The sequence below is a fragment of the Mycobacterium pinniadriaticum genome (assembly GCF_026242045.1).
GTDB classification, from domain to species: Bacteria; Actinomycetota; Actinomycetes; order Mycobacteriales; family Mycobacteriaceae; genus Mycobacterium; species Mycobacterium pinniadriaticum.
The window spans coordinates 12,299-32,286 of record NZ_JAPJDO010000024.1 but is presented as its reverse complement, the minus strand read 5'-3'; the positions used below and the strand labels follow the sequence as shown (position 1 = coordinate 32,286).

The 19,988-nt window shown below is 67.4% G+C and carries 19 protein-coding genes and 1 pseudogene; 11 read left to right on the top strand and 9 right to left on the bottom strand.

Translation table 11 applies throughout. The features are described from left to right. Position 1 precedes the first annotated feature (1 nt). Positions 2–673, bottom strand: a complete 672-nt coding sequence (locus ORI27_RS22395; protein ID WP_265999259.1) for a DUF3060 domain-containing protein — start codon at positions 671–673, stop codon at positions 2–4. A gap of 117 nt (positions 674–790) precedes the next feature. After that, positions 791–1,387, bottom strand: coding sequence for a TetR/AcrR family transcriptional regulator (locus ORI27_RS22390; RefSeq protein WP_265999258.1), 597 nt, complete (start codon positions 1,385–1,387; stop codon positions 791–793). A 99-nt stretch (positions 1,388–1,486) separates the two neighbouring features. Here ORI27_RS22390 and ORI27_RS22385 point away from each other — a divergent pair. The 3 genes and pseudogenes from ORI27_RS22385 to ORI27_RS22375 all read left to right on the top strand — a co-directional run bounded on the left by ORI27_RS22385 (position 1,487) and on the right by ORI27_RS22375 (position 4,515). Beyond that, positions 1,487–2,486 (top strand): annotated as a pseudogene (locus tag ORI27_RS22385) (oxygenase MpaB family protein). A 490-nt stretch (positions 2,487–2,976) separates the two neighbouring features. Then, on the top strand, positions 2,977–4,107 hold the full coding sequence (locus tag ORI27_RS22380; RefSeq protein ID WP_265999257.1) for a YncE family protein: 1,131 nt from the start codon (positions 2,977–2,979) through the stop codon (positions 4,105–4,107). A gap of 21 nt (positions 4,108–4,128) precedes the next feature. Next, on the top strand, positions 4,129–4,515 hold the full coding sequence (locus ORI27_RS22375; protein WP_265999256.1) for a nitroreductase/quinone reductase family protein: 387 nt from the start codon (positions 4,129–4,131) through the stop codon (positions 4,513–4,515). Between the two features lie 53 nt (positions 4,516–4,568). On the opposite strand, the gene ORI27_RS22370 is transcribed toward ORI27_RS22375, so the two are convergent. After that, the gene (locus tag ORI27_RS22370; protein ID WP_265999255.1) at positions 4,569–4,883 is read right to left on the bottom strand and encodes a hypothetical protein; all 315 of its coding nucleotides are present in this window, start codon (positions 4,881–4,883) and stop codon (positions 4,569–4,571) included. Between the two features lie 312 nt (positions 4,884–5,195). On the opposite strand from ORI27_RS22370, the gene mbp1 reads away from it, so the two are divergent. Then, positions 5,196–5,429 (top strand): microaggregate-binding protein 1, encoded by a 234-nt coding sequence (mbp1, locus tag ORI27_RS22365; RefSeq protein WP_265999254.1) that lies wholly within the window; start codon positions 5,196–5,198, stop codon positions 5,427–5,429. 48 nt (positions 5,430–5,477) lie between these two features. On the opposite strand, the gene ORI27_RS22360 is transcribed toward mbp1, so the two are convergent. Further along, complete coding sequence (locus tag ORI27_RS22360) at positions 5,478–5,810, bottom strand: YnfA family protein (RefSeq protein ID WP_265999320.1); 333 nt, start codon at positions 5,808–5,810, stop codon at positions 5,478–5,480. Between the two features lie 290 nt (positions 5,811–6,100). Here ORI27_RS22360 and ORI27_RS22355 point away from each other — a divergent pair, with 290 nt between their 5' ends. Then, entirely contained in the window at positions 6,101–7,729 is a 1,629-nt protein-coding gene (locus ORI27_RS22355) for a fatty acid--CoA ligase (RefSeq protein ID WP_265999253.1), read from the top strand. 72 nt (positions 7,730–7,801) lie between these two features. Here the strand turns inward: ORI27_RS22355 and ORI27_RS22350 are convergent, their stop codons facing one another. Continuing rightward, a complete protein-coding gene (locus tag ORI27_RS22350) occupies positions 7,802–8,992 on the bottom strand; it encodes a lipid-transfer protein (protein WP_265999252.1) in 1,191 nt (396 codons plus the stop codon). Between the two features lie 161 nt (positions 8,993–9,153). Between ORI27_RS22350 and ORI27_RS22345 the strand changes: the two genes are divergently transcribed. The 3 genes from ORI27_RS22345 to ORI27_RS22335 are packed head-to-tail and all read left to right on the top strand — an operon-like array spanning position 9,154 to position 11,560. Beyond that, the gene (locus tag ORI27_RS22345; RefSeq protein ID WP_265999251.1) at positions 9,154–10,212 is read left to right on the top strand and encodes an NAD(P)H-dependent amine dehydrogenase family protein; all 1,059 of its coding nucleotides are present in this window, start codon (positions 9,154–9,156) and stop codon (positions 10,210–10,212) included. A gap of 15 nt (positions 10,213–10,227) precedes the next feature. Continuing rightward, positions 10,228–10,701: an SRPBCC family protein gene (locus tag ORI27_RS22340; RefSeq protein WP_265999250.1), complete on the top strand. Its 474-nt coding sequence runs from the start codon at positions 10,228–10,230 to the stop codon at positions 10,699–10,701. Positions 10,702–10,705: 4 nt separating this feature from the next. After that, positions 10,706–11,560, top strand: coding sequence for a class II glutamine amidotransferase (locus ORI27_RS22335; RefSeq protein WP_265999249.1), 855 nt, complete (start codon positions 10,706–10,708; stop codon positions 11,558–11,560). 1 nt (position 11,561) lies between these two features. On the opposite strand, the gene ORI27_RS22330 is transcribed toward ORI27_RS22335, so the two are convergent. After that, positions 11,562–12,737: an acyl-CoA dehydrogenase family protein gene (locus tag ORI27_RS22330; protein WP_265999248.1), complete on the bottom strand. Its 1,176-nt coding sequence runs from the start codon at positions 12,735–12,737 to the stop codon at positions 11,562–11,564. Between the two features lie 66 nt (positions 12,738–12,803). Here ORI27_RS22330 and ORI27_RS22325 point away from each other — a divergent pair, with 66 nt between their 5' ends. Next, a complete protein-coding gene (locus ORI27_RS22325) occupies positions 12,804–14,000 on the top strand; it encodes an NAD(P)/FAD-dependent oxidoreductase (RefSeq protein WP_265999247.1) in 1,197 nt (398 codons plus the stop codon). Between the two features lie 17 nt (positions 14,001–14,017). After that, a complete protein-coding gene (locus tag ORI27_RS22320; RefSeq protein ID WP_265999246.1) occupies positions 14,018–14,365 on the top strand; it encodes a cupin domain-containing protein in 348 nt (115 codons plus the stop codon). Here the strand turns inward: ORI27_RS22320 and ORI27_RS22315 are convergent. Beyond that, positions 14,350–16,380, bottom strand: coding sequence for an acetate--CoA ligase family protein (locus tag ORI27_RS22315; RefSeq protein WP_265999245.1), 2,031 nt, complete (start codon positions 16,378–16,380; stop codon positions 14,350–14,352). The two genes, ORI27_RS22320 and ORI27_RS22315, sit on opposite strands and share 16 nt — an antisense overlap. A gap of 20 nt (positions 16,381–16,400) precedes the next feature. Beyond that, positions 16,401–18,044, bottom strand: coding sequence for a phytoene desaturase family protein (locus tag ORI27_RS22310; protein ID WP_265999244.1), 1,644 nt, complete (start codon positions 18,042–18,044; stop codon positions 16,401–16,403). Between the two features lie 115 nt (positions 18,045–18,159). On the opposite strand from ORI27_RS22310, the gene ORI27_RS22305 reads away from it, so the two are divergent. Continuing rightward, positions 18,160–18,813 (top strand): TetR/AcrR family transcriptional regulator, encoded by a 654-nt coding sequence (locus tag ORI27_RS22305; protein ID WP_265999243.1) that lies wholly within the window; start codon positions 18,160–18,162, stop codon positions 18,811–18,813. Between the two features lie 10 nt (positions 18,814–18,823). Here ORI27_RS22305 and ORI27_RS22300 read toward each other — a convergent pair whose 3' ends face one another. Beyond that, positions 18,824–19,984, bottom strand: coding sequence for an ABC transporter ATP-binding protein (locus ORI27_RS22300; protein WP_265999242.1), 1,161 nt, complete (start codon positions 19,982–19,984; stop codon positions 18,824–18,826). Positions 19,985–19,988 lie beyond the last annotated feature (4 nt).

The following is a 19,988-nucleotide window of genomic DNA, read 5'->3' as shown; positions in this document are numbered from 1 at the left end:
GTCAGCCCGCCTCGACGGTGTTCCCGAAGCCGGACTTGCCGATCTTCGGCGAGCCGCCCCGATAGGTGACCTTGTTGTCCATGCCGGAGGCTTCGATGGCGTCGGCGATGTCGACGGTCACCACGTTGTCCATGCCGGACACCTGAACCAGTCTGCAGTGCCCGGTGATGACCACGGTGTTGTCCACGCCGCTGATGGTGACCACGCTGTCGTCGCAGGTGATCCGTTTGTTCTCGTTGATGCCGGCGACGCTGAGGCTGCCGCCCGGCGGCGGGGGCACCACCGTGGCCGCCGAGTTGGACGGCGCCGACGGGGTCGGCGTTCGGGTGCTGGGCCGGCTCGGCGTGGTGAACGTGTCGCCTCCACCGGAGACCGCCGGGCCGCCGGTCGAGGAGCGGTTGGCGGCGAACATCGACGTGGCCAGGATCGCGCCGCCGCCGACGATCAGCCCAACGACCATCAGCGCCAGCACAATCCAGCCGATGCGGAGGCCGGGCGACGAAGATGGCATCGGCGGCGGCATCGGCGGACCGTAGTAGCCGGGTGGGGCGGGGGGCGGTTGCGGCCAGCCGCTTTGAGATCCGGGGGTCCCCAGTTCGCTCGTGTGAGCCATCTCGGTCAACGGGCGCTCGAGTTCCTGAATCCGTTTCTCGGGATCGTCGTCTGGGTTCATCGGCTCATGCTCCTCGATCGGGTCGCTGATCAGCTTATTGCGCGGGCGCGGCCAGGCCAACCAGCCATCTTCGGCGCCGGGCCGGCCTGGATCGCGCTCTTGGGGACGGACCGGGGCTCAGTTCGGCAGCAGCAGCCGAACGGCGTGGGTGACGACGGCGTCGACGTCGTCCCCTAGGGTGCCGGCCAGCCACTGCTGGGCGAGCTCGGCCATCGCCCCCGCATACATCGCGGCGCCGACTTCGGTTGCCACCCGGTCGGATTCAGGTACGGTCCGACGCTGCTCGTCGAGGACGAGCTCGCGTAGGTGGTCCTGGGCCAGGGTGCGTCGCGCGGCCAGCACCGGGTTGGTGCGCGCCTCGGTGAACAAGATCTTTCCGCGGCGCGGGTCGGCCGAGCTGAAGTCGAGGACGGCGCGGATGCCGGACCGCAGCCGTGACCGATCGTCGTGTGCACTGGCCATCGCCGCGGTCAGGACGGCTCCGAGTTCTCCGGCCACCTCGTCGTAGACCGCGCCCAGCAGTTCGTCGGTGTCGGTGAAGCTCTCGTAGAAGTACCGGGTGTTCAACTCGGCGGCTCGGCACACCGACCGCACGGACACCGCGCCTTCCCCGCCGTCGCCGAACAACCCGAGAGCGGCGCGAACCAGCAGCGCCCGTCGTTCGGCCTGGCGATCGGCGGCGGACACCCCGGCCCATCGGGTCGCACTCGGCATGGGCCGAGGATATACCCGCCTGATGCCGGCGCCGTGCTATTTTGGTTACGGGTGTGACCAGATGGTTCGCCACCGGGAAAGGAGCCAGCCGAGATGAAACTGCTGCTGCCGCACCAACTTCTCGAGCGCAAGGTGCGATCCGATTTCGACCGGAACATCCGCGGACAGTTCCTCCGTGGCCTGGAATTCGATGCGCCAGCGGGCGATCCCGGCTGGTTCGGTCCCGGCAGCGCCGTCTGGCACGTGCACTCGCACACCTCGGCACTGATCTTCGGGTTGCAGTGCGCCGCCTTCATCGAGCGGTTCGACCCCAGTATCTTCTCCGATGGGCTCCGACCACTCGCGGGTCGTCGAACACGATGACGACGGCAACTCCACCGGCCGGCTGGACCTCAAGGGTTCCCAGGTGCGGCTGGCCCACTCGGTGGCGTTCTTCATCGGGACGGCGTACGGGTCCACCGAGACCGCCGAGCGGGTGGCGCAGACGGTGCGCGCCATGCACCACACCATCAAGGGAGTGCGCCCCGACGGCCTGCCCTACGACGCCGACGATCCCGAGTGGCTGCGCTGGAACTACGCGACGGTGGTCTGGGGCATCGCGACCGGGCACGAGCTCTACCATCCGGCGCCGCTGCGCAATATCGACCGCTACTACGGCGAGTTCGTCCGGGTCGGCCACGCGCTGGGCGGTACGGACCTGCCGGCGACCAAGGCCGAGACGCTCGAGTGTTTACGCTCGTATTTGCCGCGCCTGGCCCTTACTCATGGCGCCGCTCAGTTCACCGGGCCCAACCTGATGAACAACCCGGACGTCCCACAAGAAGCCAAATTCTTCGACTGGGCGATCCGCGACGCCATGCCGGACTGGGCGGCCGAGATGATCGCCTACCGCCGGCCGCACCCCATCGAACGGGCGGCGCGTCGCGCGGCCACCTGGGCCGCCCTCAACGGAGTCTGGGCGGCGATGGGGCCGCTGCCGGAATTCAAGCAGGCCCAAGAGCGGGTCGCGGGCGGCACCACCGTCGCCCACACCGAGCCGAGGTACATACTCGGCAGCGATCCGGTCCGCAGCCGCGAGACCGTCGAACAGATGGTGTGATCTGGACCACTGGCGAATTGTTGAGACTCACTCGCTAACCATGCCGATCAGCGAACATCGAGGGCGTTCACGATCGCGCGAGTCGGGAAATGGACGCCGCCAGCCGCCGGCATCGTCAATAAGTAAGAAGTTTCCTTAATAATTTAGACGCAACTGAGGCATTGTGATTTCTGCCTCTTTCGGTTCTCAGCGGGTAAGAAAATCTAAGCCGGGGTGTCGTTCAAGCGCTTGATTCATGATCTTGAAATCCATTGAATCCGCTGGTTATTGGGCATATGCCGGGGTCGTCACAACTAATGCAACGAATTGATAACGGGCGCCGCCTTAGCGCTTCCTGAGACCCGCGGGGTTTATGGGAAATGGGTTCTGGAAAGCCGAGAATTCTTGGTGAATTCCCTCGCTACACTCAACCAGGGTCGTTACCAGCAGGTAACGCATACGGACAGAAGGCAAGGCTCGGCTGAATGCAGGCCGGCGGAGGTACGAGATCATGGCAAACACAACGGGAGTTACGGAAGTGGCCGGTGTTGCGGTGGCTGAGCGAGTCCCCGTGGCGCCCTCTCCGTGGCTGTCGCCGTTGCCGGCGATCCGGCGTACCCCGATCGGTGCCCTGCTCCCGCAACTGCTGCGCGGCGCCGAACTGGAGCCACCGACCGAGCCCATCGCCGCGCCGGTCGTCACGATCGCCAAGACGCTCGCCGCCGGACACGGGCCGGTCAGTGACATGGCCGTGAGCCCCGATGGCCGCTATCTGGTCACCGCGCACTACGGCGCCGACGTCGTGTGCGTCCTCGACGCCGCCACACTCTCGGTGACGGCCACCATCGATGGCCTCAGCGAGCCCTACGCCGCCGTCGTCGTGGCCGATCGGGCCTATGTCAGCGCGGCCTCGAACGAGCGCGACGCCGTCGTTGCCATCGATCCCCGCAGCGGGAAGCCGCTGGCGGCCAAGACCTTCGAGATGACCGCCGGCGGGTTGGCGGTCAGCCCGGCCGCCGACGTCCTCTACGTGGCGCGGACGGCCGACGACACCGTCGACATCGCCGCCGTCGACATCGAGACCGGCGACATCGCCCCGATCGAGATCCCGGTCGGCCCGGGCGCCTCTGTCGCGGCACTGTGCCTGAGCTCCGACGGAAGCCGCCTGTTCGCCGCGTTGACCACCCCCGCCGGCGGCGTGCTGGCGATCATCGACGCCCAGGACCGGGTGGTCCGCGACCTCGTCGCGACGGCGGGTTCCATCGGTGACATCGCGGTTATGCCCAACGGCCGCACCGTCTTTGCCACCGGCTGGGATGCCGGACACGGCGGCGTCATCCATGTCATCGACGTCGTGGGCGCGCGGGTCACCGACGTCATCGCAATGGGCGGAGTGCCCACGCAGCTGGTGCTCGGCCGTGGCGGCCGATGCGCCTACATCGTCGACCGGGACGAGATCGCCGTCCTGTGCACGGCGACCACCGAGATCGTCGACAGTGTCGTCATCGGCCCCCAGCTGTCCTGCCTGGCCGCCGACCCGGTCCGCAACCGGCTGTATGCGGCCGACTACACCGGCACGATCACCGCGCTCCGGCTCGAGGTGGCGGCCCCGCTGCCGCAGTTGGCTATCGCGGCATCCTGAGCCAGCTGCCACGATGGAGTCATGACCACGACTCCCCGGCAGCAGATCGTCAGCTTCATCCAGCGCCGGTTCGCCAACCCGATGATGCGGTTGGTCCCGATCCAGACGCTGCTGGAAACCACCGGACGAAAATCCGGGCAACCCCGGCGTACTCCGATCGGTGGACGGCTCGACGGCAAAGAATTCTGGCTGGTGTCGGAGTTCGGTGATCGATCGCAGTACGTCCGCAACATCGCGGCGGATCCGCGTGTTCGGGTCCGCGTTCGGGGGAGCTGGCACAGCGGAACGGCCACCCTGTTACCCGACGACGATGCGCGGGCCAGGCTGGCCGAACTTCCGCGGATGAACAGTGCAGCAGTGCGCGCGATGGGAGACAACCTACTCACCATCCGCGTCGACCTCGACTAGCTCGCCGACGATGCGGGCCGGGTACGGCCTGAGGAGGAGGCGGGCAAATCGCGCTAATGCGAGCTGCAGTCCAGTGACACCGAGATGGTCTGGCTGGTGACGACCGGCACCAGGATGGTGCGATCATTGCCCTTCCCCGGACCGACGTAGGGCACCCACTGAGTCACAGTTTGAGGATTGCGCACGCTGGTGACGACACACTTCGACAGGGGACCGGTTCCGATGCGGTCGATGTTGACGGTGTAACCCTGCTGCTGCAGCTGGTTGATCGTTTCCTGTGCCGATTGTTCGGCCCATGCCGTCGCGGCGGGTCCCGCGACGATTCCGCCCACCGCCGCTACCGCGGCAAGTGCCAATGCGGTCCGCATAACCGCGCCTCCTCTTTTCCGGCCCAATGATCCTCCTGATACATCGTCGCCGCCTCCGGAAACGTTCCGCCATCGGTCAGCGGTTTCGCTGGCAGAGAAACCGGTCCGGCCCGTCGGGCGGTGCGGTGAAGCGAATTGCTCTCCGACTGAGGTTGTTTAGCCGGCGACGGGTGGGGAAACCCGAAGCGTGGGCGGGCAGCGCGGCACGGTCAACGTAGACCATCGCCGGAACCGGCCCGCCTCACCAGATGGGATGTATCGGTGCTCATGCGCCCCATCCTGCACAGCAACCACAGCCATTGAGGAGGACCCATGGCAGACAACAGCGGACCCGAAGAGGGCATCAAGGGCGTCGTCGAGGACGTCAAGGGCAAGGCCAAGGAAGCCATCGGAACCGTCACCGGCCGGGGCGACCTCACCGAGGAGGGCAAGGCCCAGCAGGACAAGGCCGATGCGCAGCGTGACGCCGCGGCCAAGGAAGCCGAGGCCGAGAAGGCTCGCGCCGAGGCCAAGACCGAAGAGAAGCGCCAGGAGGCGCACCAGTAGTACCCGCGGGCGGGCCCGGTCGGCGAACCGGCCGGGCCCGCCGTGCGTTCAGTTGCCGCGCGGGGCATACATGATCAATGCCACGCCCAGCAGGCAGATCAGGGAGCCCGTCACATCCCAGCGATCAGGGCGGAATCCGTCGGCCACCATTCCCCACAGCAGTGAGCCCGCGACGAACACGCCACCATAAGCCGCCAAGATCCGGCCGAAATGTGCGTCGGGCTGCAGTGTGGCCACGAAACCATAAGCGCCCAGGGCGATTACGCCAAAGCCAGCCCACAGCCAGCCGCGGTGTTCGCGAACTCCCTGCCACACCAGCCACGCGCCGCCGATTTCCAGCAGTGCCGCGGCGACGAACAGGACGATCGACTTCAGCACCATGGCCCGAGCTTGCCACGCGTGATCGCTCACGGCCCCGGGCTGAACAGTTGCGAAGAACACAGTGTGTCAACCGGGGTCGGGGTGAACACCACCCCGGTGACCACGACACGGCTCTCTGGCAACCGCGTCAGGCTCGGTCACCGTGTGCGCTGCGCCTGGACGACGGGCACCGGGTGGGCGTCGGCGTCGCCGGTTCACGCTTCGGTGGTGGCGGCGTCCGGCACCCGTCGTGCCGACCGGCTGGGCCATCTCGGGGTCCCCGCGGTGTTCGCCGCGATAGATTCGGGCCCATGCAGAGCACCATGCAGGACTTTCCGCTGACGGTCGCCGCGATCCTGCGGTATGCCGTCACCGTCCACGGCGATCGCACGGTCACGACAGCGACCGGCGACGGCTACCGGCACGCGACCTACCGGGACGTGGGTCAGCAGGCCGGCCGCCTCGCCAACGCCTTGCGGCGCCTGGGCGTGACGGGTGACGACCGGGTGGCCACGTTCATGTGGAACAACCAAGAACACCTGGAGGCCTACGTCGCGGTTCCGTCGATGGGGGCGGTGCTGCACACCCTGAACATCCGCCTGTTCCCCGAGCAGATCGAGTTCGTCGCCTACGAGGCCGAGGACAAAGTGGTGATCGCCGACCTGTCGCTGGCGCCGATCCTGGCACCGGTGTTGCCGCGGATGGAGACGGTGCACACCGTGATCGCCGTCGGCGCCGGTGACCTGGCGCCGCTGCAGGCATCCGGCAAGCGGGTGTTGCGCTACGACGAGATCACCGCCGCGGAGTCGTGTGAATTCGACTGGCCCGACATCGACGAAAATGCCGCTGCCGCAATGTGCTACACCAGTGGCACCACCGGGCATCCGAAAGGTGTGGTGTACGGGCACCGGTCGAGCTACCTGCACTCGATGGCGGTCTGCTCCGGCAACGGTATGGGCCTGAGCTTCTCGGACAAGGCGTTTCCGATTGTGCCGATGTTTCATGCCAACGCCTGGGGGCTGCCGTATGCGGCATTGATGGCCGGCGCCGACATCGTGCTTCCGGACCGCTACATGGACGCCAAGTCGCTGGTGGATCTGGTCGAGACGCAGCGGCCGACGGTGGCCGGTGCGGTACCCACGATCTGGAACGACGTGATGAACTACCTGGACCGCTATCCCGGACACGACATCTCGTCGTTGCGGCTGGTCGCGTGCGGCGGTTCGGCGGTACCGGTGTCGCTGATGAAGACATTCGAAGAGCGCTACGGTGTGCAGATCCGTCAGCTGTGGGGGATGACCGAGACGTCGCCGATGGCCACGCTGGCCTGGCCGGCGCCCAACACACCCGAGGACAAGGTGTGGGAGATCCGCGGCACGCAGGGCCGACCGATGTGCGGTGTCGAGGCCCGCATCGTCGACGACGAAGGTGCGGTGCTGCCCAGCGACGGCGAAGCGGTGGGCGAGCTGGAGGTGCGCGGGCCGTGGATCACCGGCTCGTATTACCGCAACACCGACTCCTCGAAGTTCCAGTCCGGCTGGCTGCGCACCGGTGACGTGGGCCGCATCGACGATCAGGGCTACATCACGCTGACCGACCGCGCCAAGGACGTCATCAAGTCCGGCGGCGAGTGGATCTCCTCGGTGGAGCTGGAGAACCACCTGATCGCCCATCCGGCGGTCCGGGAAGCGGCGGTGGTCGGGGTGCCCGACGAACGCTGGCAGGAACGTCCGCTGGCCGCCATCGTCGTCCAGGAGGGCGCCGCGGTGTCCCCGGAGGAGCTGCGGAACTTCTTGGCCGACAAGGTGGTTCGGTGGTGGCTCCCGGAACGGTGGACATTCATCGACGAGATTCCGCGCACCAGCGTCGGCAAGTACGACAAGAAGACCATCCGGGCTCGCCACGCCGACGACGTCTACGACGTCACGTACGTCTCCTAGCGCGAGCAGACGCAAACTTCCGCGACACGCCGAGGATTTGGGTGAGTTTGTGTCTGCTCGCGGGAAGAAGTCCTAGCGCTCGGCGCGCTGGTAAGCGGTCACCACGGCCGCCCCGCCCAGCCCGATGTTGTGCTGCAGCGCGGCGTTGACGTTGTCCACCTGCCGCTTGTCGGCGGCACCGCGCAGCTGCCAGGTCAGCTCGGCGCACTGCGCCAGGCCGGTCGCACCGAGCGGATGCCCCTTGGAGATCAGCCCGCCCGACGGGTTGACCACCCAACGTCCGCCATAGGAGGTGTCGTCGGAATCGATGAGCGACGCTGCCTCGCCAGGGCCGCACAGGCCAAGGGCTTCGTACAACAACAGCTCGTTGGCCGAGAAGCAGTCATGCAACTCGATCACCTGGAAGTCCTCCGGGCCGAGTCCGGACTGATCGTAAACCTGTTGTGCGGCCTGAACATTCATGTCGTAGCCGATGATATTGGCCGCGCTGCCGTCGAACGTCGAAGCGAAGTCGGTGGTCATGGCCTGCCCGACGATCTCCACCGCCTGACTAGCCAGGCCGTGTGAGTCGACGAACTCCTCGCTGACCACGATCGCCGCGCCGGAGCCGTCCGAGGTCGGCGAGCACTGCAGCTTGGTCAGCGGATCGGAGATCATCTTCGCGCCCAGGATGTCGTCGAGGGTGTACTCCTCCTGGAACTGCGCATACGGATTGTTCACCGAATGCTTGTGGTTCTTGTAGCCGATCTTTGCAAAATGCTCAGCGGTGGTGCCGTATTTCTTCATGTGCTCGCGGCCGGCGGCGCCGAACATCCACGGCGCCACCGGAAACGCCATCGGATCGGTTTCGTTGAGGGCGACGATGTGGCGCATCAGCGGCGATTCGCGGTCCTCCGCCCCGGCGCCCAGCGAGCCGGGCTGCATCTTCTCGAAGCCGAGCGCGATCGTGCAGTCGGCCAGGCCGCCGCGGATGGCCTGCGCGGCCAGGTACAGCGCGGTGGATCCCGTCGAACAGTTGTTGTTGACGTTCACGATCGGGATGCCGGTCATACCGAGCTCGTAGAGAGCGCGCTGCCCGGAGGTGGAGTCACCCGAGCAGTAGCCGACGAAGCCCTGCTCCACCTCTGAGTAGTCGATGCCGGCATCGGCCAGTGCTTTGGTGCCCGACTCGTTGGCCATCTGGGGGTAGTCCCAGCCTTCGCGGCGTCCCGGTTTCTCGAACTTGGTCATCCCGACCCCGACGACGAAAACCTTGTTCGGCATGCGCTATCCCTTCCGTCCGCACTGACGCAATCCCTGCAACCTACTCCGAGCAGACGCAGAATCGCATTGCTGCGATCCGAATTGTGCGACTCTGCGTCTGCTGGGGAGACGGTCGTGTACATGTGTTTGTAACACGTTCTAGTTTTGCCGGAGGTGCAGCAATGGCGTTGCGGGTCGTTCAATGGGCAACCGGCTCGGTCGGGGTGGCGGCGATCAAGGGTGTGCTGGAACATCCTGAACTCGAACTCGCGGGGTGCTGGGTGCATTCCAAGGACAAGGCCGGTAAGGACGTCGGCGAGATCATCGGCACCGAACCGCTGGGGGTGACGGCCACCAACAGCCTCGACGACATCCTCGCCCTGGATGCCGACGCGGTGATCTATGCGCCGCTGCTACCCAATCTCGACGAGGTGACCGCACTGCTGCGTTCGGGTAAGAACGTGGTGAGCCCGGTGGGCTGGTTCTACCCGAGTGAATCGGAGGCCGCCCCGCTGGAGGCCGCGGCCCGCGAGGGCAACGTCACCCTCCACGGAGCCGGCATCGGCCCGGGCGCGGCCACCGAACTGTTCCCCCTGCTGCTGTCGGTGATGTCCACCGGAATCACCTACGTGCGTGCCGAGGAGTTCTCCGATCTGCGCACCTACGGAGCGCCCGACGTGCTGCGCCACGTGATGGGGTTCGGCGGCACACCGGAGAGCGCGCTGACCGGGCCCATGCAGAAGCTGCTCAACGGCGGCTTCTTCCAATCGGTTCGGCTGATCGTCGACCATCTGGGGTTCGCCGCCGAATCCCAGATCTATACCTCCCAGGAGATCGCGGTGGCGACCGCGCCGATCGACTCACCGATGGGGGTGATCGAGCCCGGCCAGGTCGCCGGGCGGCGATTCCACTGGGATGCCGTGGTGACCGACAACATCGTCGTGCGCATCACCGTGAACTGGCTGATGGGTGAGGAAAACCTGGACCCCGCCTGGTCTTTCGGTCCGGCGGGGGAGCGCTACGAGATGGAGGTTCGGGGGAATCCGAACACGTTCGTCACGGTCAAGGGCTGGCAGCCGGAAAGCGTCGAGGAGGGGTTGCTGAGCAACCCCGGTGTGGTGGCCACGGCCGCGCACTGCGTCAACGCCATTCCGGCGACGTGCGCCGCGGAGCCGGGCGTCGCCGACTTCTTCGACCTTCCGCTGATCACCGGACGCGCCGTCCCGCAGTTGTCGCGCTGACTAATATCTCCGGATATGGCACACCCCGTCGTCGTCGAGCAGTCCCGCGCGATTCCGGTGACGGTATCGGATGCGTTCGCCAAGACACTGCCGATGCCGCTACCCGCACTGTTCAACCGCTGGTACGGACCCATCCCGCCGATCAAGGCCGTACACGACCAGACCGGCGACTGGTCCACCGTCGGCGAAACCCGCACCATCGCGCTGGCCGGCGGCGGCGGCATGCGCGAGACACTGACCCGGGTGGATGCGCCGGACGCCTTCGGCTACACCCTCAGCGACGTCAGGGGTGCGATGGCGCCCCTGATCGATCACATCGAGGGCCGGTGGGAATTCAGTCCGCATGGCACCGGAACCAAGGTGACCTGGCGCTGGACCCTGTACCCGAAGTCGGCATTGAGCGCCCCGGCTCTCCCGGTCTTCGCCCGAATCTGGCGCGGCTACGCCAAGCAGGCGCTGGAAACCCTGTCGGACCACGTACTGGGTTAGCGGCGTGTGTCGGCTGTTCGGCCTCCATGCCGGTCGCGAGGTGGTGACCGCGACCTTCTGGTTGCTCGACGCCCCCGACAACCTGGCCGTTCAAAGTCGGCGGAACCCGGACGGGACGGGGCTCGGCGTGTTCGACGCGCAGGGTCGCCCCGAACTTCGCAAACAACCGATGGCTGCCTGGCAGGATCGTGAATTCGCCTGCGAGGCACACGAAATGACTGGTACTACTTTTCTGGCTCACGTCCGCTACGCCACGACCGGATCACTCGATGTCCGCAACACCCACCCCTTCTTGCAGGACGGGCGGCTGTTCGCCCACAACGGGGTGGTCCACGGGCTCGACCTGCTGGGTGAGCGGCTGGATTCGCTCGGAGCATCCGGATTGGTCAAGGGGCAGACCGACTCCGAACGGATCTTCGCGTTGATCACCGCGAGCGTCGCCGCGCGGGGTGACGTGACGGCGGGGTTGGTCGACGCCGTCGAGTGGGTGGCGGACAACCTACCCGTTTACGCGGTCAACATCCTGTTGAGCACCGCCACCGACATGTGGGCGCTGCGCTATCCGGACACCCACGAGCTGTACCTTCTCCACCGCCGGGGTGGCGCGGGGGCATTCGATCTGCGCACCCACCGGATCCACGCCCGCAGCGAGCACCTTCAGGATCGGGGGTCGGTGGTGTTCGCCAGCGAGCCGATGGACGACGACCCCGGCTGGCGCCTACTGGATCCCGGCGAGCTGGTGCACGTCGACGCCGACCTGAACATAACGCGGCGGCTGGCGTTTCCGGCCCCACCCCGCCATCAGCTGCGCCGCCAAGACCTCGGCGGTGCGGCCAACGATTCCGCGGTAACCCAGTGATTCAGCGGGGGTCGAGTACCGCCGCGGGCCCGCGCAACATCAGCTGACGGCCGATGATGATGCGCTGAATCTCGCTGGCGCCCTCCCAGATTCGCTCGACCCGCAACTCGCGGAACATCCGCTCGGCGACGTTCTCGCGCATGTAGCCCCGGCCGCCGAAAATCTGCACCGCCCGGTCGGCGACCCGCCCGGCCATCTCCGAGCAGTACAGTTTGGCCATCGAGGCCTGGCCGTGCAGTGCCTTGCGATCCAGGCCGGCGTCGATACCGCGGGCCACCTCGTAGAGCAGGCTACGGGCGGCGAACAATTCGGTGGCGCTGTCGGCGAGCATGCCGGCGACCAGTTGGTGCTCACCGAGTGGCTTACCGTCGACGATGCGATCTTTCGCAAACGCGGTCATCTCGTCGACCAGGCGCTGGGCGGCGCCCACGCAGCGGGAGGCCACCATGATCCGTTCGAAGCGGAACCAGTCCTGCGTGAACGTCATGCCCTCGCCTTCCGCGCCGACGAGATGGCTGACCGGCACCCGCACATCGGTGAACGACACGATCGGATGCTCGTCGGGAATGTTGTGCGAGTAATGCGGGGTCCGCACGACGTCGACTCCGGGCCACGGCAGGTCCACGACCAGCAGAACGTGATCACCCTCGTGCGGGCCACCGACCAGAACCGCCTGCACGAACAGGTACTCAGCCAGGTTGAAGGACGTGACGTGCCACTTGATCCCGTTGATGACGTACTCGTCACCCTCGCGGCGCGCGGTGGTCTCCAGCGCCGACACGTCCGAGCCGGCGAACTCCTCGGTGATGGCATAGGCCTCATGCTTTTCGCCGCGTACCGCCGGCAGCAGCCAGCGCTGCTTCTGATAGTCGGTGGCCACCTCCGCCCACCACTGCGGCGGCGTATGCATCACCCAGGCGATCGCGTTGGTGACCCGGCCGACCTGTTCCTGTACCAGAACCTGTTGCAGCGCAGTGAATCCCGGACCACCCACCGACGCCGGCATGTTGGTCGCGTACAGGCCCAGCTCGACGGCCTTCGCATGGTGCTCGGCGGTCAGCTCCTTGGGCAGCTGGCCGCCGGCCAGTTCGGCCTCGGCCTCGTAGGGGATCAGAGTCTCGACGAACTCGCGGGCGGTGTCCCGGATCCGTAGGTCTTGCGCTGTCAACCCGTACATGTGCCGCGCTCTCCGCTCGCTGGAAGCTATTGACTGATCGTTCAGTCTATGTCACGGTCTTGAGGTATGACCAGCAGTCATAGCGCGGACGTCGTGGTGGTCGGTGGCGGCACCGTGGGGGCGTGGACGGCGGTCCAGCTCGCCGAACGCGGGGCCGGCCACGTCGTGCTGCTCGAAGCCCAAACACTGGGTGACGGGGCGAGCAGCCGCGCCGCGGGCATGGTTCGCGCGCAAGGCGGCACCGAGACCGCCATCCGTCTCGGCGTGCGCAGTCAGGAGTTCTACTCCGCCAGTGCGGATCGCTACCCGCTGGACTGCGGATTCGTCGCGCAGGGGTATCTGATGCCGTGCTTCACCGACGCCGAGGTGCACCAGGCTCACGAGCGGATCGCGCTGCAGCGGCGGCTCGGGCTGACCGTGGAATGGCTGTCGGCCTCCGACATAGACGACCGCGACACCGGTCTGGCACCCGGGGTGACCGCGGGCGGCTCGTATGCGCCGGGCGACGGGTACATCAACGCCCCGCGCAACGTACTGGCCTATGCGGCGGCGCTCACCGCACACCGCGTCGATGTCCGCGAACGCTGCGCCTTCACCGGTCTGCGGGTCACCAGCGGACGCGTGATCGGTGTCGACACCGCCGACGGCCCCATCGACACCGACCGGGTGGTGCTGACCGGGGGCCCGCTTCTCGGCGATGTCGGGGCCGTGGCCGGCGGCCGCATCCCGGCAGGTGGAACCCGGCACCAGGTGGTGGTCACCGAACCGCTGCGCGAGGCGAACATCGACGAACTGCCGATGGTGTTCGACGTGAGTGACGGAATTTATTGGCGCCCAGGGGATTACGGCGGAGTTCTGTGGGGGATGAGCAACCCCGACGAACTGCCGGGCGAGGCAAGCGAGTTCGACTGGATCTACTACCAGAAGGCGCTCGCCCGGATCGAGTCGTTGTTCCCGGCGGTGCGCGGACTGGGGCTGCGGCGCACCTGGGCGGCCACGATCGACTACACGAACGACCATCTGCCGATCCTGGGCCCGCTGCTGACCGACGACGGTCCGGTGGACGGCACCGTGGTGGCCAGCCCGGCAGGGCACGGCATGATGTGGGGTCCCGCAGTGGCCGAGGCCGCCGCCGACCTGACCCTCACCGGCGCATGCGACTGGCTCGACCTCACCGATCTCGGGCTGGACCGGTTCGATGCCGACGGCAACAGTCGTCTTGAGCCCGAACCGATTTCCCTGCCGTTCCCCGAACACACCTGACAACGAAAGGTTCTGCCGTGACCACAACAGTGCTGACTACCGTCCTGGCCAACGCGGCTCACGCCGAACTCGAGGACTGGGGCCCGCTGGAGCAGGCCACCGCGGAACCGATGGCGACGCACGGGCTCGAGGTCTGGGTCGACGGCGCCACGTCGGCCGGGATCTGGCAGTGCGCGCCCGGCCCGTCGCGGTGGACGTTGGACGAGAACGAAGTGATCTACGTGGTGTCCGGGCGGATGACCGTCACCCCGGACGGGGGCGAGCCCAGCGACGTGGGTGCCGGTGATCTGGCCGTGTTCCCGGTCGGCTGGACCGGGACCTGGGTGATCCACGAAACCCTCCGCAAGGCCTACGCCATCTTCTGACGCGGGATCACCAGCGCGTCGACCGCCACCACCCCGGTGGCCGACGCGATGACCGGGTTGGCCTCGACCGCCTCGATGTGTTCACCGAGTTCGATTGCCAACTGCGAGAATCCGACGACGACATCAGCCAGCGCGTCCATGTCGACTGGCGGCGCGCCACGCCAGCCCGCCAGCAGCGGAGCGGTCCGCAACGACCGCAGCAGCGCCAGCGCGGTCTCCCGGCTGATCGGCGGGTAGGCGACCGCGCGATCGGCCAGCAGCTCCACCAGTGTGCCGCCGGCGGCCACCACGACCAGCGGGCCGAAGTTGTCGTCACGCACAGCGCCCAGCGAGATCTCCACGCCCGCAGGGGCCATCGCATCGATGCTGACATCGGACCCCAGCCGGCCCGCCATGTCTTCGTAGGCCCGGCGCAGTGATCCGGGATCAGTGATGTCCAGGACGACCCCGGCGACATCGCTCTTGTGCGCGGCACCAAGCGTTTTCAGTGCCACCGGATATCCGACGGTCACCGCGGCGGCCAGCGCCGCGGTGACGTCGTGGGCGGGGCACGATCGGGTCACCGGGATGCCGTAGTCGGCGAGCAGGGTGAAGGCGCGGGGAGCATCCCAGCCCGGCTCGGCCATGTTCGCGGCCCAGCGCTGCGCGCGCTGGGCGTCGAGCTGGGGGACTTCGTGCCGCATCGGTAGTGGCCAGCAGGCCAGATGGCCCAGCGCGGCGATGCCGCTCCGGGTGCCCTCGAGCACCGGGATGCCGTTGTTGCGCAGCCGTTTTGCGGTGTCCGGGTCGATGGCCGATGGCACCGACGTCAGGACGGCCAACGGAGCTGGGGAGGTGGCCGCGACATCGAGCACCGCGTCGGCGTAGGCGGTGTCGTCGTCGAACTCGGTGACCAGATCCACGGCCAGCGCGGTCACCGCCACCGCCGGGTCGTTGACGACGGCTTGCAGGCAGCCGCCGAACAACTCGCGGGTGTCGGCGCCGGTACCCCACACGTCGAGCGGGTTGCCCGGCACCAGTCCCTCATCGAGCAGCTCGCCGATGGCGGCCAGCGTCGGGTCGGCGAGTGCGGCGAAGTCGACCGCGAGATCGTGGGCGATGTCGGCGCACAGGGCGCGTTCGGCACCGGAATCGTGCACTGTGGCGATTCCCGTCGAGCCGGCCTTGCGGCGTCGGCCGGACTCGAAGAGCTCGATGGTGTCGACGAGTTCGGCCATGTCCGAGACCCGGATGGCGCCGGTGTCGGCACAGAACGCCCGCCAGCCGGCGGTATCGCCGGCCAGCGCGCCGGAGTGCGCGGCGACCATGGCGCGCCCGCGCGGCGAGTGTCCGACCGGCAGGACCACCACCGGGATGTCGCGCTGCGCCGCGCGGCGCAGGCCGGCCCGCAGCCGACCGATCGAGCGAGGGGTCTCCAGCAGCAGTGCGATCAGTGTGGTGTCGGGGTCTTCGGTGATGTAGTCGACGTAGTCGGCGGTGTCGGTGACCAGTTCCTGACCAGACGAGACCGCCAACCGGATCCCGAAGCCGCGGCCGCCGCGCAGGATGGTGGAGAATGCCGAACCCGAGTGCGTCACAAGCGAAACCCCGCCCGATGGTAGGGGATCGGGCTCGAGGTAGCCCAGGGCCCGCAGGCCGGTGGCATTGTTGACGAAGCCCATGCAGCCCGCACCGCAGACCGCCATCCCCGCCGCGGCCGCGGTCTCGGTGACCGCCTGGCGCAGGGTGGCGCCGTGTGCGGAGCCGAAGATGACCGCGGATCGCGCACCGATATCCGCCGCGGACTTCAGCTCGTCGAGCAGTGCGGCGTCGGGAACGCCGAGCAGGACCAGATCCACCGGTTCGTCGAGTGCGGCCAGCGACGGGGCGCACGCGGTGCCGTCGATACTGTCGTAGCGAGGGTTCACCAGGTGCATGCGTGCCGAGCTGCGGCGCGCCTCGATGATCATCCGCTCCCCGAAACTGCCCGGCCGCGGGCTGGCCCCGACGAGTGCCACCGAACGCGCGCCGAGCATGGCGGCGACCGCGGTGGGAGTCAGGAGCGTCTGCCCAGCTTCGTGAGCAGCCGCCGTTCGCCGCGCTTCTTGTCGGCCAGCGCGGCCTTGGCGGCCTGCCAGCCGGGGATGCCGCACACCCCGCCGCCGGCATGGGTGGCCGAGCTGCCGTTGTACAGACCTGCGATCGGCGTGCGGTAGTCGGCGAAGCCAGGCGCGGGGCGCATGTGGAACAGCTGCTCCAGGGACAGTTCACCGTGGAAGATGTTTCCGCCGATCAGGCCGTATTCCTCCGCCATCTCGTGCGGTCCGACGATGTCGCGGTGCAGTATGGACCCCTTGAATCCGGGCGCCACCTGGTCGTACAGATCGATCAGCCGGTCGGCGTAGGCGTCCAATTCCTCGGTGTGCGGCTCGCTGGCCCACTCCGCCGGCACCCACTGGGTGAACAGCGACATGATGTGTGTGCCATCGGGATTCAGCGTCTTGTCCAGGGTGGTCGGGATGACTCCGTCGCTGAACGGTGCCAGCGCCGGCCGGCCCGCGCGCGCGTCCTGGAACGCTGCCTCGATATAGTCGATGGTCGGGGCCATCTCCACCGAACCCGTGTGATGCTCGGCGATACCCGTGCTCGGGTTGGCCGTGAAATTCGGCAACTCGCCCAAAGCCAGGTTGATCTTGACCACGCCACTGCGGGTCTTCCAGTGTTCGATGTCTTCGATGAAGTCGCCGGGCAACTCGTGGCGTGGGGTCTGGTCCAGGAACGCGGTGCGTGGATGCAGCGTGGTGACCACCACCGGTGCACGGATCTCGTCGCCGTTGTCGAGGACCACGCCCTCGATGCGGCCGCCGCGCACCAGCATCTGCGATACCCGGGCCTTGGTGCGGATCTCGGCGCCGAAACTGCGGGCCGAGCGGGCGATGGCCTCCGACACCGCGCCCATGCCGCCCTCGGGATAGCCCCAACTGCCGAGCTGACCGTCGCCGACATCGCCGATCGAATGGTGCGCCATCACGTAGGCGGTGCCCGGCTCGCAGGGGCCGGCCCAGGTCCCGATCACACCGTTGACGGCCAGCGCGCCCTTGATTTGCGGTGATTCGAACCAGTCGTCGAGCAGGTCGGCGATGCTCATGGTCAGCAGCCGGGTGATGTCTCCGGTCTTGCGTACGGTCAGACCGCGCTGGCCCCAGGCCAGCTTGGCCAGGTCGAGCAGATCGGATGGGCGCCGTGAACCGATGTTGGGCGGCACCTGGGTGAGCAGCGGGCCCATCACGTCGGCGATACCTTCCAGCCAGGCATTCCACTTGGGCCAGGCATCGGCGTCGCGCTTGGACCATTTGCTCAGTTCCTCGTGCGTGCGCGCGGGGTCGTCCTCGTAGATGGTCAGCGACCCGCCCTCGGGGAAGGCTTGGTAGTAGGGACCCATCGGGTGCACCTTGTAGCCGTGTCGTTCCAGGCTGAGGTCGGACACGATGGTCGGCGGCATCAGGCTCATGACGTACGACAGCCGGGTTACCCGCAGGTGCGGCGCTTCCTCCCACGGTGCTTCCGTGGTGGCCGCGCCGCCGAGCGAACCCCGCGACTCCAGCACCACGGTTCTGGCGCCGGAGCGAGCGAGATAGGCGGCCGAGACCAGTCCGTTGTGTCCGCCGCCGATGACGATGGCGTCGTAGGTGTTCGACATGGCGCTCCACTCTCGTCCGCCCGCGCGGGCATCTTTGACTGACTGTTCAATCTAACCAAGTGTTAGGCTTTCAACAAGTGCCAGCGCAGGCACCCAGTGAGGGGAGTACGACACGATGGCAGATCCCGCACCCGCGACCGAGAACAACGAGGCGCGCCGCATCCAGATGTTGCGTGCCGCAGCGGAGCTCATTTGCGAACGCGGATTCTCCGAGACCAGGATCGCCGACGTCGCCAAACGGGCCGGGGTCAGCTCGGCGTTGGTCATCTACTACTTCGGCACCCGCGACCGGCTGCTGGTCGACGCGCTGCGATATTCCGAGGAATCCTTCTACGAGGCGGCCGAACAGATGCTGTCCGAGGTGTCCTCGTTGCGAGACCGGCTATCACTGCTGATTCAGTGGACCTGCGTTCCCGACGCCGAGTACGAGATTCCCGGTGCGTGGGGACTGTGGTTCGACCTGTGGGCGCAGGCCTTCCGCCACGATGAGGTCAAGGCGGGCCGGGTCGAGCTCGACGCGCGCTGGCGGCGGATGATCGTCGAGACGGTCGAGTCGGCCGAGCTGTCCTCCGATGTCGACGCGCGGATGTTCGCCCTGGAGTTCTCGGCGCTACTGGATGGCTTGTCGATTCAGGTCGCGCTGGAGGATCCGGAGGTCGACTCGAAGGTGGCCTACGAGATCGCCATGCGGTTCGCCGAGCGGGAGCTGGATCTGCCGCGGGGCAAGCGAGCGCTGGCGGCGGCGGGCAAGGGCCGCCGGTCGCGCTGAGCCGGCAGGCTCAGGGGGCGCTGAGGGCCCCGACCGGACTGGGGGCCTGTTCGGCCGCCGAGGGGTCACCGACGGCCGCGGCGCTTCTGGCCAGCACCCGCACCGCGTCGCGGGTACACACGCAGGTGACCGCCATCCCGGCCCCGAAGGCTGCCGAACCCGGACCGGATTGATTGGGTACGTCGACCACGAGTCTGGTGGGTTCGCCTACCTCGACGTGAACCTGGGTCGTCGCGCCGTGGTAGACGACCTGTGCCACGGTGCCGCTGATCGCGTTGTGCCCGGGTGAGACGGGCTCATCGGGGGACTGCAGGGCGATCCGTTCCGGCCGGATGACGATGGCGGCCGGGCCGCGACGGCACGAACTGTCCACCTCCGCGCCCAGCCGGGTCGCCAGCGCCGAGCACAGCGCCGATCCGCCGTCACTTTCCAGCACCTCGGCATCGAAAATATTTGCCGCACCGAGGAACCCGGCTACGTAGGTGGTCGCCGGGGCGGAATAGATCTCCTGCGGGGGGCCGACCTGTTCGACGCGTCCCTCGGCCAGCACGGCGATCTGGTCGCTCATCGTCAGCGCTTCGTCCTGGTCGTGGGTGACGTAGACGAAGGTGATCTCGACCTCGCGCTGCACGGCGCGCAGTTCGAGCTGAAGTTGTCTGCGCAGCTTGGCATCAAGCGCGCCGAGTGGCTCGTCGAGCAGAAGTACTCGCGGCTGCAGCACCAGCGCACGGGCCAGCGCGACCCGCTGCTGCTGACCGCCGGAGAGTTGGGTGGGCCGACGCTTGGCGTAGCCGCTCATCCGGACCAGTTCGAGCGCTTCGCCGACCCGGCGCTTGGTTTCGTCCTTCGAGGTCTTCTGGTAACGCAGACCGAATGCGATGTTGTCCCATACGGTCATGAACGGGAACAGGGCATAGGTCTGGAATACGGTGTTGACCGGACGTTTGTGCGGCGGGTCCTGCGCGACATCGCGACCGTCGAGTTCGATGCGTCCCGAGTCGGGCTTCTCGAAACCGGCGATCATCCGCAAGGTGGTGGTCTTACCGCAGCCGGATGCGCCGAGAAGCGAATAGAACTGTCCCGCTGGGATGTCCAGGTCGATACCGGTGACCGCGGGTACGCCCTCGAATGATTTCGCCAGCTGGTGCAGCCGGATCGCGCCGCCGGTCACCGGA